The following is a 16265-nucleotide window of genomic DNA, read 5'->3' as shown; positions in this document are numbered from 1 at the left end:
CACCTGCGGGCGCGGACGGGGACGGCGCCGCACCGGCGCCGTCCCCGCGCGGGCGCTGGAGTCAGCCCACCTCGGCGCGGGCGGCGGCCCAGCGCTCGTTGAGCTCGGCGAAGTACGACGCCTTGTCACCGTCGGCGGCACCTCGGGCGATGTCCACGAGCTTCTGGCGGTACACGGGGCCGTAGAGGTCGATCTCGGCCTTGCTGATGACGTCGGCCTCGTAGCTCTCCTCACCGGTCTTCGCGGGCGTCATCTCGACATACTCCACGCCGGCCTCCTCGAAGTCGCCGAGCGTGGTCGGGGTCGGCCCGTCGACGAGCGGCGAGAGGCCGCCGTTGTCGAAGGCGTAGTTCGACTCCTTCGCGAACCACTCGATCCAGGCGCGCGCGGCCGCCTTGTGCTCGCTGTGCACGTTGATGGCGTTCTTGTAGTCACCGCCGACCTGGGCGTGGAACGTGCCGTCCACCTGGTACGGGAACGGCATGTAGCCGATGACGTCGCGCGATTCGCCCGCCGCTTCGGCAGCATCCTGCATCTGGGTGATCGCCCACGAGCCGAGCAGCATCGTGGCGACCTTGCCCGTGCCGAGCAGGTTCTTCGACTCCTCCCAGTTCGTGGTGAGCGGGTCCTCCTCATTCAGACCGTTCTCGACGATGTCGTAGAGGAGACCGTCGACGATGCCGTGCCACTCGTCCTCTGCCCAGGGGGTGTCGCTGTAGGCGACGTGAGTGTTGGAGTAGTCGGGATCACCCAGTGCGCCGCGGTTGCTGTCGGACTGGCTGAGGGGCCACCCGTCGGCGTAGTTCGTGTAGTACGGGATCGCGTCGGTCTTCTCGCCGATCGCCTTCAGGTCGTCGAGGAACTCCTCCGGGGTCGTGGGCAGATCGGTGATGCCCGCTTCCTCCCAGACATTCTTGTTGTAGACGAGGCCGTTGGTGTTGCCGGTGATGGCGATCCCGTAGGTCTTGCCGTCGTAGGCCTCCTCCGACGCGAAGCGGTAGGTCTTCGCGACCTCGTCGGTGTCGCCGATGGGCTCGAAGAAGTCGCCGAGCTGGTCGGGGTTGACGCTGTTGGGGATCAGCAGCACGTCGCCGTAGTCCTCGGTGTTCATGCGCACCGCGATCTCGCCCTCGTAGTCGGTGATCGCCTCGAACTCGACCGTGACGTCGGGGTACTCCTCCTCGAAGGCGGCCTTGTAGTCCTGGAAGACCGTGTCGACGATGTCGGTGCGCTGCGTCAGCACGGTGATGGTGCCCGCGACCGCATCGTCGCCGCCATCCGCAGCCTGACCGCCGCCGCTGCACCCGGCGAGCGCGAGCGTGCCCGCCCCGATCAGGGCGCCCGCCGTGAGGAACTTCTTCGTGACCATCATCGGTCTCCTGTCATCGTCGACATGGGTTCAAGGGGTGATTGCACTCAAGCACTTAAGCGCTTAAGTTGGCATGAGCGTAGACACGACGGCGCAGACCTGTCAAGCACTCTCCGATCCCCTAGGGTCGATCGCATGCCCGGAAAGAAGAAGTCGTCGCAGCGGTTGACGATCAGCGACATCGCGCGCCGGGCCGGGGTGTCGACATCCGCGGTCTCCTACGCCCTGAACGGAAAGCCCGGCGTCTCGGAGAGCACCCGCGCGCACATCCTCGAGATCGCCGCCTCGCTCGACTTCGCCCCGACCGCCGCCGCACGGATGCTCTCGCAGGGCCGCAGCGACACGGTCGGTCTGGTGCTGCGCCGCGACCCGCGGTTCCTGGCGAATGAGTCGTTCTTCATGCAGCTCATCGCGGGGCTCGAGATCGGGCTCGCGGAACAGGGCCGCGGCCTGCTCCTGCAGCTCGCGAAGGACCGCGAGTCCGAGATCGCGACCTATCGCAGATGGACATCCGAGCAGCGCGTCGACGGCGTCGTGCTGGTCGACTTCGAGAGCGACGACCCGCGCGTCGACGTCGTGCGCTCCATCGGCCTCCCCGCCGTCGCGATCGGAGACCCGTCGCTCACGGGCGATCTCGCCACCGCCTGGACCGATGACGCCGCCGGCGTGCGCGACGCGGTCCGCCACCTCCATGCCCTGGGGCATCGCGCGATCGCCCGCATCGCCGGCGGCGCGCACTTCGCGCACGTGAGGATCCGCGACGAGGCGTTCTCAGCCGAGTGCGACCGGCTGGGCGTGCGCTACGCAATCCGGCACGGCGATTTCGGTGTGGCGCTGGCCGAGCAGCACACGCGCGATCTGCTCGCCGCCGGAGGTTACTCCGCGTTCGTCTTCGACTCGGGGCTCACGGCCGTCAACGGCCTGCGCGTCGCGCGCAGCCTCGGCGTCGACGTGCCCTCGGCGCTCAGCGTCGTCGGCTGGGACGACTCGATGCTGACGCAGGTCACCGACCCGCCCATCTCCGTCATGTCGTACGACGTGGTGCAGTACGGTACCGAGGCCGCGCGCCTGCTCGGCGCCGTGCTCGCCGGCGAGCCGCCGCACGCCCGCCTCGGCGGCACGCCGACGCTGCACGAACGCGGCACCACGGCGCCTCCGCCCCGCTCAGCGGACCCGATCGGCTGAGGTGGACCGGATCGAGGTCAGCCCTCGTAGCTGCCTTCGAACAGCCCGATCTCGTTTCCGTCGGGGTCGCGGAAGAGCGCCCACCAGCTGGTCTCGCTGATCGGCGAGCGCTCCTTGAGCACGGTGCCTCCCGCGGCAGTGACCTTCCGCAGCGTCTCCTCGATCGAGTCCACCTCGACGACCGAGCGCGGTTGCGTGAAGCCTTCCTCGCGCGGCGTCAGGGCGCCGCCGGAGACGCCGTTGGGCGCCTGCCACATCGGGTACTCCTCGAAACCCGGAGGTGAGGCGAAGCTCCATCCGAACAAATCGGCGTAGAACTGCTGTCCGCGCTCCAGGTCACCGACCGGGATCTCGAGGTGAGTCACATCTCCGTGCGCCATCGCTGCCTCCTCATCTGGGTTCCGACGCGCTCACCGTACGACCCACGGCAGGCGGCGACAAGACCGATACGGTCGATCTGTGACGAAAACCCTCGAAGCGCGCGCTCTGCTGCTCGATATGGATGGAACCCTCGTCGATTCGACGGCCGTCGTCGAGCGGATCTGGCTCGAGTGGTCGGCCGAGCACGGCCTCGACCCGGAGACCGTGCTCGCCTTGATCCACGGCCGTCAGGCGTACAGCAGCATGGCCGTGCTGCTGCCCGAGCGACCCGCCGAGCTGAACCACGCCGAGGGCGCCGCGATGCTCGTACGCGAGACCGAGGACACCGACGGGGTCGTCGAGATCCCTGGCGCCGGGGCCTTTCTCGCCTCCCTCGCGAAGGTGCCGCACGCGCTCGTCACCTCCGCCAGTCTGCCGCTCGCCCAGGCCCGGATGAGCGCCGCCGGGCTCGCCGTGCCCGCCGTCGCGATCACCGCGGAGGATGTCCCCGCGAGCAAGCCCGATCCGTCCGGCTTCCTGATGGCGGCCGAGGCGCTCGGCGTCGATCCCGCCGACTGCGTGGTGTTCGAGGATTCCTACGCCGGGATCACCGCCGGCCGCGCGGCCGGGATGCGCGTGGTGGGCGTGGGGGCGGACGCCGTCGCGCACGATCCGACGCACGCGGTGCCCGACCTGCGCGGCGTGACGGTCACGCAGGAAGGGGACGGGGTGATCCGGATCGCCTTCGCCGGCTGACCCTTCGCGCGAGCAGTCAGACGGTGCCGGCCGGCGGCCAGACGCCGACGATCACCGCCATCACCACGATCGTGACGAGCTCGTGGGCGATGTTGAGCGTCGTGAGTCCAGACGGGCGGCCTTCGAAGGCGTCGTGCGTGATGAACCGCGCCGCCGTGAATCCCGCCCACAGCAGCAGCCCCGTCACGACAGCCGACACGAAGTAGCTTCCCTCGTAGAAGTGCCACGCGATGGTGGTGGCGCCCGCGAGCACCCACGCGGTGACGAAGCTCACCACGACCGTGACGGCGATCGGCACAACGGCGTCCTTGCCGGTGCCCTCCATGGACGCGCCGGACAACGTCGACCAGCGGGTGCCGAAGACCTTCGGCGCGTACCAGATGGTGCCGACGAGCATGCTCGACACCGTCGCGAGGAGGACGGCCCAGTAGTTGATCTCGGGAATCATGCCCCGACTGTAGCGGCACGGATACCCGCGCCGGGATACGCCCCGCGAGGTGTGCTTCGATACGGTCATGACGAGGGATGACTCTCCCCAGAGCCCGGCTGACTCCCCCTGGCACCGCTGGTCGCCCATCGGCGAGACGCTCGATGCGAGCGGGGTGAGCGGCGCCGGCGTGCCGAGTATCACCTCACTCCGATTCCTGCCGCTCGCCGAGATGCTCACGCCGGAGAATCCTCGTCACGGCGAGACGGACCCGTCAGAGTGCGGTCACTGCCGTCCTTCCCCGCACACGATCTGGGCGAACGACACGTGGGCGGTGCGGTCGGGGTTCGCGGTACCGGGCCTGCCCTTCATCGCGACGATCTCTCCTCGTGCTCATGTGCTGCTCGAGAGCGCGCCGCTGGATGTGCTGAGCGCGATGGGACCGGTGCTCCAGCGAGTCTCCAACGCCGTGAAGCGGATCCCCGGGGTCGCGCGGTGTCATCTCATGCGCTGGAACGACGGATCCGCTCATCTGCACCTCTGGGCGTACGCGCGTCCGGAAGGCATGATGCAGGGGCGAGGCGCCATCCTGCCGTTCTGGGAGCAGGTGCTCCCCGCCATGCCCGAGGAGATGGCGCACGAGCACATCGAGATCGTCGCGCGGGCGCTCGAAGCGAGCGGTGACGGGGCGTACTATCCCGAGCGCCGCGGATGACACGAGCCGGGCGTCCGCGGAGCAACCTGCAGCAGCGCCCAGAATGCGACGAGGCCCGGATCGGCGGATCCGGCCTCCTCGTGTCTTGCCGCGTCAGCGGGCGAGCAGCTGGCGCTTGGAGCTGATGACGCCCGTGTCGAAGCCGGCGAGGTGCAGGCCACCGTGGAACCGAGCGTGCTCGATCTTCACGCAGCGGTCCATCACCACGTCCAGACCGCCCTCCTCGGCGATCGCGGCGGCCTCCTCGTTCCACGAGCCGAGCTGCAGCCACAGGGTCTGGGCGCCCGCCTCGACGGCCTCGCGGGCGACGCCCGGCAGATCCTCGTCGCGGCGGAACACGTCGACGATGTCGGGCTTCACCGGCAGGTCGGCCAGGCTCGCATAGGCCGGGCGGCCCAGGATCGTCGTCTCGCGCGGGTTGACGAAGTACACCTCGTACGGCGAGCTCGACAGCAGGTAGGTGCCGACGAAGTAGCTGGCACGCGCGGGGTTGTTCGAGGCGCCGACGATCGCGATCGTCTTCGCGCGGCGCAGGATCTCGTATCGCGCCTGCGCGCCGGGCCCGACCCAGGTGCGTCCGGGGACGGGTTCCTTCGCCCAGGGCAGCTCGCAGGCGACCAGCCCGCCGGGTGCTTCGCTCATCGTGTGACTCCCGTCGCCTCGGTGAGGGCCTGATCCAGGTCCCAGATGATGTCCTCGACGTCCTCGAGGCCGACCGAGATGCGGATCAGGTCGGCCGGCACGCCCGCCGAGACCAGCTGCTCCGGCGTGAGCTGCTGATGCGTGGTGGAGGCGGGATGGATGACGAGCGTGCGCGCATCGCCGATGTTGGCGAGGTGCGAGGCGAGGCGCACGGAGTCGATGAACGTCTCGCCCGCCGCGCGCGCCGCATCGGCGACCGCGGCGTCGTCGGCGAAGTCGCCCTGCGGCTTCACACCGAACGCGAAGACGGAGCCCGGGCCGAGGGGGAAGTACTTCTTCGCGCGCTCGTGGTGCGGGTGGCTCTCGAGGCCCGCCCACGTCACGAACGACACGCGCGGATCCGTCGACAGCCACTCCGCCACGGTGCGCGCGTTGGCGAGGTGCGCGTCGATGCGCTGCGGGAGGGTCTCGACGCCCTGCAGCAGATTGAACGCGGCGGTCGGACCGAGCGAGGGGCCGATGTCGCGCAGCTGCTCGCTGCGCAGCTTGGTGAGGAACCCGTACTCACCGAAGTTGTCCCACCACTTGATGCCGCCATAGGAGGGCACGGGCTCGGTCATGGTCGGGAACTTGCCGTTGCCCCAGTCGAACCGTCCTGATTCGATCACGATGCCGCCGAGGGTGGTGCCGTGGCCGCCGAGGAACTTCGTGACCGAGTGGATCACGATGTCGGCGCCGTGCTCGAGCGGGCGCGAGAGGTACGGGGTCGAGAGCGTCGAGTCGACCACGAGCGGGATGCCCGCGGCGTGGGCGACCTCGGCGAGACCCTCGATGTCGGCGATCTCTCCCGACGGGTTGCCGATGCCCTCGACGTAGAGAACCTTCGTGTTCTCGCGGATCGCCGCGGCGTACTCCGCCGGGTCGCTGGAGGCCACGAACGTGGTGTCGACCCCGAAGCGGCGCAGCGTCACATCGAGCTGCGTCACGGTGCCGCCGTAGAGGTTGGCCGAGGCGACGACATGGTCGCCGGCTCCGACCAGTGCGGCGAAGGTGATGAACTCGGCGCTCATGCCGCTCGCCGTCGCCACGGCGCCGATGCCGCCCTCGAGGGAGGCGAGGCGCTCCTCGAGCGCGGCGACCGTCGGGTTGCCGATGCGCGAGTAGATGTTGCCGTACTTCTGGAGCGCGAAGAGGTTCGCGGCGTCCTGGGCACCGTCGAACACGAACGACGATGTCTGGTAGATCGGCACCGCGCGGGCACCGGTCGCGGCATCGGGGGTGCCGCCGGCGTGCAGCGCGCGGGTGCGGAACCCGAAACGGTGCTCCTCGGTCATGCGTTCTCCTTCGGAGTGTTGTCGGGCTTCTGCAGGGCATCGACGGCGTCGCGGATGCCGTCGACGGCCCAGGGGTTCTGCAGCGAGGTGGTGTCGCCCAGGGTGTCGCCCTGCCACAGCTGAACCAGCAGGCGGCGCAGGATCTTCCCGGAGCGCGTCTTGGGGATCTCCGGCACGAACACGAGGTGTCGCGGCTTGGCGATCGGGCCGATGTCCCGGGCCACCTGCGCGCGCAGTTCGTCGGCCGACACCTCGTCGCGCACGGTGACGAAGGCGACCACGGCGTGACCGGTCAGCGGGTCGTCGACGCCCGCGACGCCCGCCTCGCCCACGGCGGGGTGCGCGACGAGCGAGGACTCGATCTCGATCGTCGAGAGCCGGTGACCCGAGACATTGACGACGTCGTCGAGGCGACCGAGGATCCGGATGTATCCGTCATCGTCGACCGTCGCCCCGTCGCCCGCCACGTAGTACGCGCCGTGCTCGCCCTTGCCCGCAAAGGGGGCCCAGTACGAGTCGCGGTAGCGCTGCGGGTTGCCCCAGACCGTGCGTGCCATCCCGGGCCACGGGCGGCGCACAACGAGCGTGCCCGAGCGACCGGGCGCCACTGGTTCGCCGTCGTCATCCACCACGGCGGCATCGATGCCGGGAAGCGGGATGGTCGCTGATCCGGGCTTGAGGGTCGTGGCGCCCGGCAGCGGCGCGATCATGGCGGCGCCGGTCTCGGACTGCCACCACGTATCGACGATCGGCAGCTCGTCGCGCCCGTGGTTGCGACGGAACCAGACCCACGCCTCGGGATTGATCGCCTCGCCCACCGTGCCGAGAAGGCGCAGCGTCGACAGGTCGTGCTCCTGCGGGATCGTGTCGCCCCACCAGGTCATGAAGGTGCGGATCAGGGTGGGCGCCGTGTAGTAGACGGTCACGCCGTAGCGCTCGATGATCTCGAGATGACGATTCCGGCTCGGAGTGTCAGGCGTGCCCTCGTAGATGACCTGCGTGAGCCCGTTCGAGAGCGGGCCGTAGAGCTCGTACGTGTGCGCCGTGACCCAGGCGAGGTCGGCGGTGCACCAGTGCACGTCGGAGTCCTTGGCGTCGAAGTGCGCCCAGTGCGCCCAGCTCGCCTGCGTCAGGTACCCGCCCGATGTGTGGACGAGCCCTTTGGGCTTCCCCGTGGTGCCGGACGTGTAGATGATGAACAGCGGGTGCTCGGAGTCGAACGGCTGCGGCACGTGCGACGGTGACGCCGTCTCGACCACGTCGTGCCACCACACATCGCGTCCCTCGGTCCACGGCACGTCCTGGCCGGTGCGGCGCACAACGAGCACGTGTTCGATCGAGGCGATCCCGTCCGCGGCCTGGTCGGCGGCCGACTTGACCTCGACGGCCTTTCCGCGACGCCACTGCCCGTCGGTCGTGACGAGCAGCTTGGCGCCGGTGTCCTCGATGCGGAACCGCACGGCCTCGGCCGAGAAGCCGCCGAACACGAGCGAGTGCACCGCGCCGATGCGCGCGCACGCGAGCGCGATCACCACCGTCTCGATCAGCACCGGCAGATACACGACCACCCGGTCACCCGCCTCGATGCCCAGAGCGAGCAGACCGTTCGCTGCCTGCGAGACGCGCCGCTGCAGATCCGCATAGGTGACCGTGGTGCGGTCGCCGGGCTCGCCCTCGAAGTGCAGCGCGACCTTGTCGCCACGGCCTTGCTCGACGTGGCGGTCGACGCAGTTGTAGGCGACATTGAGCTGTCCGCCCACGAACCAGCGGGCGGCGGGCACGCTGAGCTCGCCATCCCCGTCGCGCACCGGCGGCTCCCACTCGTGTGCGGTGTGCCAGGGGGCCGCCCAGTCGAGACGGCGGGCCGCCTCCTCCCAGAAGGCGGTCGGGTCCGCCGCGGCACGCGCGTAGGCCTCTTCCCCGACATTCGCCTGCGCCGCGAAGTCTGCGGGCGCCGGGTAGGCGCGCGTCTCGACCAGCCGCGCCTCCTCAGCGTGATCGATGAGGGTCATCACAACCACCTCTTCAGCACGGCGCGCTCGAACAGCACAAGCAGCGCGTTGGTCAGGGTTCCGAGCAGGGCGAGCAGCACGATGGCCAGCAGGATCCGGTCGACGCGACCGGTGTTGCCCGAGTCGGAGAGCAGCCAGCCGAGGCCCATCGATGAGGCGATGAGCTCGGCGGCGACGAGGAACAGCCAGGCCTGCGCGAGCGCCAGGCGCAGGCCCGACACGAGCGACGGGACCACCGCCGGCAGCTGAACGGTGCGCAGCAGGGACCAACCGCGCAGGCCGAAGGAGCGGCCCGCCTCGACCAGCTGAGGATCGACCCGGCGCAGGGCTCCCGCGACGGTGGTGAACACCGGGAAGAACGCCCCGATCGCGATCAGGGTGATCTTCGACTCCTCGCCGATCTGCAGCCACAGGATCAGCAGGGGCACCCAGGCCAGCGACGGCACCGCGCGCAGCGCCACCAGCAGCGGGCTGAGCAGGATGTCTCCCGAGCGAGTGAGACCGACGATCGCGGCGAAGAACAGGCCTACGACGGATCCGACGAGGAAGCCGATGATCACGCGCTGGGTCGAGATCGCGATGTGCGTGAAGAGGCTGCCGTCGGCGATGAGCTGTCCGGCTGCCTGCACGACCGCGATCGGCGACGGCAGGCGGAAGGGCGGAACCAATCCGGTGAGCGTGACCGCCAGCCAGACCACGACGATCGCCACGGGCACGAGGAGGCCGCCCACGACCCGGACCGAGGTGCGCGACCACCACGGGGTCGCGCCGAGCGGGTGCGATGCACGCACGGTGGCTGCGGTCACGGTCCCCGCGACAGCGCGCTGATCCGGAAGGCTCAGGCCGGGTACGACGGATGCCGCCGTGGACGCATCCACGGCGGCATCCGCCTGCGAGCTCTCGGTCACTTGCTCGTGGCCGCCTTCGCGAAGGAGTCCTCGATGATCGACTCGAGCGCGGCGGTGACGGCCGCCTCGCCGCCGGCGACGTCACCGGAATCGACGATGACCGGCGCGATCTTCTCCAGCACGGCGATCTGGTCGTCTCCCGGGACGCCCGACACATCGAGGTTCGAACGCTCCTCGATCACGGTCTTCGCGACGGCGGGGTCGATCGCCGCCACCTCGGCGAGCAGCTCCGCCGTCTCCTCCGGGTGCTCCAGCGCCCAGGCGCGGGCCTCCTCGTACGCGTCGACGACGACCTGCGCGACATCCGCGTGGTTCGTGATGAAGTCCTCGGTGGCGTTGAGGAAGCCGTACGTGTTGAAGTCGACGTTGCGGTAGATCAGCTTGTCGCCGGACTCGACCTCGGCCGCGGCCATGATCGGGTCGAGGCCCGCCCAGGCCTGCACCGAGCCGCCGTCGAGGGCGGCGCGGCCGTCGGCGTGCTGGAGATTCTGCACCTCGACGTCGGCGAGCGTCAGGCCCGCGGCCTCGAGCGCCTGGAGCAGGAAGAAGTACGGGTCGGTGCCCTTGGTCGCGGCGACCGACTTGCCCTTCAGCTGCTCGACGTCGGTGATGTTGCTGTCCGCGCCGACCACGATGGCCGACCACTCCGGCTGCGAGTAGATGTCGATGACCTTGATGGGAGAGCCGTTCGAGCGAGCGAACAGCGCGGCCGAGCCCGCGGTCGATGCGACGTCGGCCGATCCCGAGCGCAGCAGCTCGTTGGCCTTGTTCGACCCGGCCGACTGCACCCACTCGACGTCGACGTCGTCGCCGAGGGCCTTCTCGATGAGGCCCTGATCCTTCACGATCAGGCTGAGGGGGTTGTACGTGGCCCAGTCGACCGTGACGGAGTCGGTCGACCATTCGGCCGCGCTGCTCCCGGAGGCGTCGTCGGCGGCGGCGGGCTTCGGGGCGTTCTCGCCGGCGACGCAGCCGGTGGCCAGCATCGCGATGGCGCCGGTCAGCAGGAAGGCGGGGGCGGTGCGGCGGATGATGCTCATCGGGTCTCCTCAGGGGTGCCGTACGGGTCGGCTGCGGTGGGGTCGCTGTGGTGGGTGGGAACGCCGAGCCCCTCGAGGAGGCCGGCGCGCAGGTCGGCGAGCGCTCGGTCGGCGCGGTCGCGCGGGCGAGATCCGGGCACGTCGACGATGTCGGCGATCGAGCCGGAGGCGGTGTCGTCGGCGCCGTGCAGGGAGCGCAGGAGCAGCACGCGGTCGCCGAGGTACAGGGCCTCCTCGACGTCGTGTGTCACGAGCAGGATCGTCGTCGGCTGGGCGGCGTGGATGTCGATCAGCAGGTCCTGCATACGAAGGCGCGTCAGCGCGTCGAGGGCCCCGAAGGGCTCGTCCAGCAGCAGCACCTCGGGGTTGCGCGCGAGCGCACGCGCGAGGGAGGCGCGCTGCGCCATGCCGCCGGACACCTCGCTGGGTCGCTGATCCGCGGCGTGATCGAGGCCGACGAGATGCAGCAGCTCCGCGACGCGCTCGCGCGCCGCGCGGCGACCGGCGGCGCCCGTGTAGGCACCGCGGGGCAGGCCGAGGTGCACGTTCTGAGCGAGCGTGCGCCACGGCAGCAGACGCGGCTCCTGGAAGGCGACGGCCGTGCGCTCGTCGGTGTCGGACAGCGTGGTGCCGTCGACGGTGATCTCCCCCGCGGTGGGCGAATCGAGGCCGCCGATGAGGCGCAGCAGCGTCGACTTGCCGCAGCCCGACGGGCCGATGACAGACAGGATCTCCCCGGCCGCGAGGCCGATGTCGACGCCCCGGAGCACCTCACGGGTGCCGGTCGGCGTCGCGAACGTGCGACTGACGGACCCGAGGCTCACGGCGCCCCCGCGCGCGCGAAGGCCGCCGGATGCGACGTCGACGGACGCGAGGGATCCTGCAAGCGGGGACATACCCCCATCGTCGCCAAGGCCTGTGAATATGACGAATCGTTCCGAAACACGGCGACATGGAGCACGCCACGGCGTCGTGGAGCACGTCCGGAGACGGGAAAGGGGCCGGATCCCGAAGGATCCGACCCCTTTCGACTCAGAGAGTCAGGCGGTCATTCGCCGATCGTCATCGGCCGCAGCCGATGAGCGGTCTGCTCAGCGACCGGCGAGCTTCTCGCGCAGAGCGGCGAGGGCCTCGTCGTCAGCGAGCGTGCCGGCGCCGGCCGACTCCGAGCTGAACGACGAACCGGCGGCGGAGAACTCCTCGCCGGCCTCGGCCTCGGCCTCGAGGGCCTTGGCGACCTGCGACTTGTGCTGCTCCCAGCGGGCCTGAGCAGCGGCGTACTCCTGCTCCCACTTCTCGCGAGCCTCGTCGAAGCCCTCGAGCCACTGGTTGGTCTCCGGGTCGAAGCCCTCGGGGTACTTGTACTCGCCGTTCTCGTCGTACTCGGTGACCATGCCGTACAGCGCCGGGTCGAACTCGGTGCCGTTGGGGTCGACCATCTCGTTGGCCTGCTTGAGCGAGAGCGAGATGCGGCGACGGTCGAGGTCGATGTCGATGACGCGGACGAAGACCTCCTCGCCCACCGAGACGACCTGCTCAGCCAGCTCGACGTGCTTCGCCGAGAGCTCCGAGATGTGCACGAGGCCCTCGATGCCGTCGGCGACGCGGACGAACGCACCGAACGGAACGAGCTTGGTGACCTTGCCCGGCGTGATCTGACCGATCGCGTGCGTACGGGCGAAGACCTGCCACGGGTCCTCCTGCGTCGCCTTCAGCGACAGCGAGACGCGCTCGCGGTCGAGGTCGACCTCGAGGATCTCGACGGTGACCTCCTGGCCCACCTCGACGACCTCGGAGGCGTGCTCGATGTGCTTCCACGAGAGCTCGGAGACGTGGACGAGACCGTCGACGCCACCCAGGTCGACGAACGCACCGAAGTTGACGATCGACGACACAACACCCTTGCGGACCTGACCCTTGTGCAGGTTGTTCAGGAACTGCGTGCGCGTGGCCGACTGCGTCTCCTCGAGGAGGGCGCGGCGCGACAGCACGACGTTGTTGCGGTTCTTGTCGAGCTCGAGGATCTTCGCCTCGATCTCCTGGCCGAGGTACGGCGTGAGGTCGCGGACGCGGCGCAGCTCGATGAGCGAGGCCGGCAGGAAGCCGCGCAGGCCGATGTCGACGATGAGGCCACCCTTGACGACCTCGATGACGGTGCCGGTGACGACGCCGTCCAGCTCCTTGATCTTCTCCACGTCGCCCCAGGCGCGCTCGTACTGCGCGCGCTTCTTCGACAGGATCAGACGGCCTTCCTTGTCCTCCTTCTGGAGAACGAGGGCCTCGACGACGTCGCCGACGCTGACGACCTCGTTGGGGTCGACGTCGTGCTTGATGGAGAGCTCGCGCGAGGGGATGACGCCCTCGGTCTTGAAGCTCACGTCGAGCAGGACCTCGTCGCGGTCGATCTTGACGATCGTGCCCTCGATGATGTCGCCGTCGTTGAAGGACTTGAGGGTCTTCTCGACCGCGGCCAGGAAGTCCTCAGCAGAGCCGATGTCGTTGATCGCGACCTGCTTGGTGGCCGGGGCGGTCGTTGCGTTAGTCATTTAGTGGGTTGTCCTTGTTGGATGTTTACTCGGGCCACGGCTCGGTCTGCACCCCCGGATGACCCGGACGCGCGAGACCACGGTCGAACCGCGGCAGTTGGATTGTGTTGGTGCATCACGCCGTGGTCCATCTCCGAGCAAGCCGAAGCGACGCGCACACGCGTGACACTCCAGGGTATCAGAGTCCTGACCCCGGATCCGAGGCCCTCCGCGCGGTCGCGGCGGGCTCAGTGAACGCGGGCGAAGAAGGCGCGGGCGCGCTCGCTCTGCGGGCGAGCGAGCACCTCAGAGGGGATGCCCTCCTCGACGACGACTCCCCCGTCCATAAAGACCAGCTTGTCGGCGACCTCGCGGGCGAAACCCATCTCGTGGGTGACGACCATCATCGTCATACCCTCGGCCGCCAGCGACTTCATGACCGCCAGCACGTCGCCGACCAGCTCCGGATCGAGCGCGCTGGTGGGCTCGTCGAAGAGCATCATGTCGGGGTTCATCGAGAGCGCGCGGGCGATCGCCACCCGCTGCTGCTGGCCGCCCGAGAGCTTCGCAGGATGCTGATCGGCCTTCACCGACAGACCCACGCGCTCGAGGTTCTCCAGCGCGACCTTCTTGGCCTCGGCGGCGCCGCGACGCAGCACCGTGCGCTGGGCGAGCATCAGGTTCTCCAGCACGGTGAGGTGCGGGAAGAGGTTGAACTGCTGGAAGACCATGCCGATCCGGGCCCGCACCCTGTCGAGGTCGGTCTCGGGATCGCGGATGTCGATGCCCTCGACGAGGATCTGCCCGTCATCGGCGTCCTCGAGCCGGTTCACGCAGCGCAGCAGCGTGGACTTGCCGGATCCGGACGGGCCGACGACGCAGACGACCTCGCCGGATCCGACACGGAAGTCGACGCCCTTGAGAACCTCGTTCGATCCGTACGACTTGCGCAGCCCCTGGATCTCGATCGCGGGCACGTCTGCGGACGCGGTCATCGCGTGGCCTTCCTCTGTCGACGCTCCATCCACGCCACCAGCTGCGTGAGAGGCAGCGTGATCACGAGGTACAGGAGCGCGGCCTGAACGAGCGACGTCGAGGTGCCGGCCGACAGACCGGATGCCTGGAAGTCACGCGCGAGCGTGGTGAGCTCACGCTGCAGGGGCTCCGCGCCGATGATCGCCAGCAGCGAGGTGTCCTTGATCAGCAGCACGAACTCGTTGGTGAGCGGCGGGATCACCACGCGGAACGCCTGCGGCAGCACCACGCGGAACATCGTCGCCCCCGAGCTCATGCCGAGCGAGCGCGCCGCCTCGGTCTGCCCCTTCGGAACCGCCTGGATGCCGGCTCGGATCGTCTCGGCCATGTAGGCCGATGCAACCAGCACAAGCGCGAGCAGGCCGGCTCCGACCAGGCCGCCGGGCGGCGACCAGCCGAAGGCGATCGGCACACCGAAGCCCATGAAGATGATCACGATCAGCGCCGGGAGGCCACGGAAGAACTCGATCCATGCCGTGGCCAGCCAGCGCAGCGTGGCGATCGGAGACAGCCGCATCAGGGCGAGGGCGAGGGCGAGCACGATGCCGCCCGCGAATGCGATCGCCGTGTACAGCAGCGTGTTGACGACGCCGACCGAGATCAGGGTCCACCAGTTGCCGGCGGCCGCCGGCGAGAGGAACTGCGCGCGGAACCGCTCGCTGTTGGGACCGAACAGCAGCCAGGCGAAGAGCCCGACGACCACGACCGCGACGACGACGTTCAGCGTGATGATCGCGGCGAGCCGCCGAGTTCGTCTGCTCAAGAGATACCCGTCCGGGAGGAGTCGACCGCGGTCAGTTGACGGCGAAGTACGAGTCGTAGATCTTGTCGTAGCTGCCGTCGGCGCGGATCTCCTCGAGAGCGCCGTTGATCGCGTCGAGCACGGCGGTGTTGCCCTTGCTCACGGCGAAGCCGTACTGCTCGCCGGTGTCGTACTGCTCGACGATCTGGAACGCGCCGTCCTTGGTGTGCTCGAGGTTGACCGGGAGGTCCTGGAGCAGCGCGTCGACCTGGCCGGCCTGGAGCGCGGGCCACATCTCGGCGTCGCTCGGGAAGGCGACGATCTCGGCGCCCTTGGCGTTCTCGGTGGCGTAGGACTCACCCGTGGTGGCCTTCTGCACACCGACCTTGACGCCGTCGAGGTCGCCGATCGAGGCGATGTCGCTGTCGTTGGCGACGAGGAGGGACTGCTCGGAGTCGTAGTAGGGGTCGGTGAAGTCGAGGTTGGCCTTGCGCTCATCGTTGATGGTGATGGCGGACGCGGCGACGTCGCACTGCTTCGAGTTCAGGACGATGCCCGACTGGATTCCGTCGAAGCCCTGGTCCTTGACCACGAGCTTCAGGCCGAGGTTCTCGGCCACGGCGTTCATGATCTCGATGTCGAAGCCGGTGTAGCCCAGCTCGCTGCCCTCGTCGAAGTCCTCGAACGGGGCGTAGGGCACGTCGGAGCACACGGTGAGCGAGCCGGCGGTGATGGTGGAGAGCTCAGCCTCCCCCGCGGGCTTCTCTGCGGAAGGGGCGCTGGAGCCGCAGGCGGACAGGGTGATCGCGGCGGCCGCGGCGAGAAGTGCCGTGAGCGGCACGCGAGTCTTCGACATATCGCGATCTTAATCGAGGGCCCGCGGGCTGCTATTACCCCATCTCCCAGAGAGATGGAACCGTTGCGTAACACCGTGCCCATAAGCTCTCGGACCCGGGTGGCGCGCAAGACGCCGTCGGACGCGCATCAGGGGTGCTCTGCCCCTCGGGCAGGAACCCTCGCCGCGCTAGTGTTTCTCGGAGGATCACCTGGGGGAAGGCGATCTCCACCGTCTCCCCGGGGCGTCCCGCACCGTCCACAGCGCCCCCGAGGAGTCTTATGTCCCTCCCTCCGAACGACGACACCGGCGTTCCGCCGGTTCCGCCCGAGCCGCCGCAGCCGCCGAGTGGTCCCGCGCAGCCTGATGCTCCGCAGGAG

Annotated in this window: 16 protein-coding genes; 3 read left to right on the top strand and 13 right to left on the bottom strand. The window is 69.2% G+C overall.

The genetic code is table 11. The annotated features are described in order from the left end of the window. Positions 1-61: 61 nt before the first annotated feature. The gene (locus tag J5V96_RS12900; protein ID WP_208500085.1) at positions 62-1369 is read right to left on the bottom strand and encodes an ABC transporter substrate-binding protein; all 1308 of its coding nucleotides are present in this window, start codon (positions 1367-1369) and stop codon (positions 62-64) included. Between the two features lie 135 nt (positions 1370-1504). Here J5V96_RS12900 and J5V96_RS12895 point away from each other — a divergent pair, with 135 nt between their 5' ends. Beyond that, positions 1505-2554, top strand: a complete 1050-nt coding sequence (locus J5V96_RS12895) for a LacI family DNA-binding transcriptional regulator (RefSeq protein ID WP_208500084.1) — start codon at positions 1505-1507, stop codon at positions 2552-2554. A gap of 17 nt (positions 2555-2571) precedes the next feature. Here the strand turns inward: J5V96_RS12895 and J5V96_RS12890 are convergent, their stop codons facing one another. Further along, entirely contained in the window at positions 2572-2934 is a 363-nt protein-coding gene (locus J5V96_RS12890) for a VOC family protein (RefSeq protein WP_208500083.1), read from the bottom strand. 79 nt (positions 2935-3013) lie between these two features. Here J5V96_RS12890 and J5V96_RS12885 point away from each other — a divergent pair, with 79 nt between their 5' ends. Then, on the top strand, positions 3014-3670 hold the full coding sequence (locus J5V96_RS12885) for an HAD-IA family hydrolase (RefSeq protein WP_208500082.1): 657 nt from the start codon (positions 3014-3016) through the stop codon (positions 3668-3670). Positions 3671-3686: 16 nt separating this feature from the next. On the opposite strand, the gene J5V96_RS12880 is transcribed toward J5V96_RS12885, so the two are convergent. Further along, positions 3687-4118: a DUF1761 domain-containing protein gene (locus J5V96_RS12880; RefSeq protein ID WP_208500081.1), complete on the bottom strand. Its 432-nt coding sequence runs from the start codon at positions 4116-4118 to the stop codon at positions 3687-3689. 67 nt (positions 4119-4185) lie between these two features. Between J5V96_RS12880 and J5V96_RS12875 the strand changes: the two genes are divergently transcribed. Next, positions 4186-4812, top strand: coding sequence for a hypothetical protein (locus J5V96_RS12875; RefSeq protein ID WP_208500080.1), 627 nt, complete (start codon positions 4186-4188; stop codon positions 4810-4812). A 93-nt stretch (positions 4813-4905) separates the two neighbouring features. Here J5V96_RS12875 and J5V96_RS12870 read toward each other — a convergent pair whose 3' ends face one another. The 10 genes from J5V96_RS12870 to J5V96_RS12825 all read right to left on the bottom strand — a co-directional run bounded on the left by J5V96_RS12870 (position 4906) and on the right by J5V96_RS12825 (position 15906). Further along, positions 4906-5454 (bottom strand): CoA-binding protein, encoded by a 549-nt coding sequence (locus J5V96_RS12870; protein WP_208500079.1) that lies wholly within the window; start codon positions 5452-5454, stop codon positions 4906-4908. Further along, positions 5451-6788 carry an O-acetylhomoserine aminocarboxypropyltransferase/cysteine synthase family protein gene (locus J5V96_RS12865; protein WP_208500078.1) on the bottom strand — a complete coding sequence of 446 codons (1338 nt, stop codon included), beginning with the start codon at positions 6786-6788 and terminating at the stop codon, positions 5451-5453. The genes J5V96_RS12870 and J5V96_RS12865 overlap by 4 nt, the downstream gene beginning before the upstream one ends. Continuing rightward, positions 6785-8800, bottom strand: a complete 2016-nt coding sequence (gene acs / locus J5V96_RS12860) for an acetate--CoA ligase (protein WP_208500077.1) — start codon at positions 8798-8800, stop codon at positions 6785-6787. The genes J5V96_RS12865 and acs overlap by 4 nt, the downstream gene beginning before the upstream one ends. Further along, positions 8800-9606 carry an ABC transporter permease gene (locus J5V96_RS12855; RefSeq protein WP_372439927.1) on the bottom strand — a complete coding sequence of 269 codons (807 nt, stop codon included), beginning with the start codon at positions 9604-9606 and terminating at the stop codon, positions 8800-8802. Before J5V96_RS12855 ends, acs begins: the two co-directional genes overlap by 1 nt. 98 nt (positions 9607-9704) lie before the next feature. Continuing rightward, positions 9705-10748 carry an aliphatic sulfonate ABC transporter substrate-binding protein gene (locus tag J5V96_RS12850; RefSeq protein WP_208500076.1) on the bottom strand — a complete coding sequence of 348 codons (1044 nt, stop codon included), beginning with the start codon at positions 10746-10748 and terminating at the stop codon, positions 9705-9707. Continuing rightward, positions 10745-11644, bottom strand: coding sequence for an ABC transporter ATP-binding protein (locus J5V96_RS12845; RefSeq protein ID WP_208500075.1), 900 nt, complete (start codon positions 11642-11644; stop codon positions 10745-10747). The genes J5V96_RS12850 and J5V96_RS12845 overlap by 4 nt, the downstream gene beginning before the upstream one ends. A 195-nt stretch (positions 11645-11839) precedes the next feature. Continuing rightward, positions 11840-13294, bottom strand: a complete 1455-nt coding sequence (gene rpsA, locus J5V96_RS12840) for a 30S ribosomal protein S1 (protein ID WP_208500074.1) — start codon at positions 13292-13294, stop codon at positions 11840-11842. Between the two features lie 227 nt (positions 13295-13521). After that, complete coding sequence (locus tag J5V96_RS12835; RefSeq protein WP_208500073.1) at positions 13522-14268, bottom strand: amino acid ABC transporter ATP-binding protein; 747 nt, start codon at positions 14266-14268, stop codon at positions 13522-13524. Continuing rightward, positions 14265-15071 (bottom strand): amino acid ABC transporter permease, encoded by an 807-nt coding sequence (locus J5V96_RS12830; protein ID WP_236014367.1) that lies wholly within the window; start codon positions 15069-15071, stop codon positions 14265-14267. Before J5V96_RS12830 ends, J5V96_RS12835 begins: the two co-directional genes overlap by 4 nt. A gap of 31 nt (positions 15072-15102) precedes the next feature. After that, complete coding sequence (locus tag J5V96_RS12825) at positions 15103-15906, bottom strand: transporter substrate-binding domain-containing protein (protein ID WP_208500072.1); 804 nt, start codon at positions 15904-15906, stop codon at positions 15103-15105. Positions 15907-16265 lie beyond the last annotated feature (359 nt).

It is taken from the genome of Microbacterium stercoris, from assembly GCF_017592545.1.
Taxonomy (GTDB): domain Bacteria; phylum Actinomycetota; class Actinomycetes; order Actinomycetales; family Microbacteriaceae; genus Microbacterium; species Microbacterium stercoris.
Note: the sequence above shows the minus strand (reverse complement) of the source record. Positions and strands in the feature narration are given on the sequence as shown.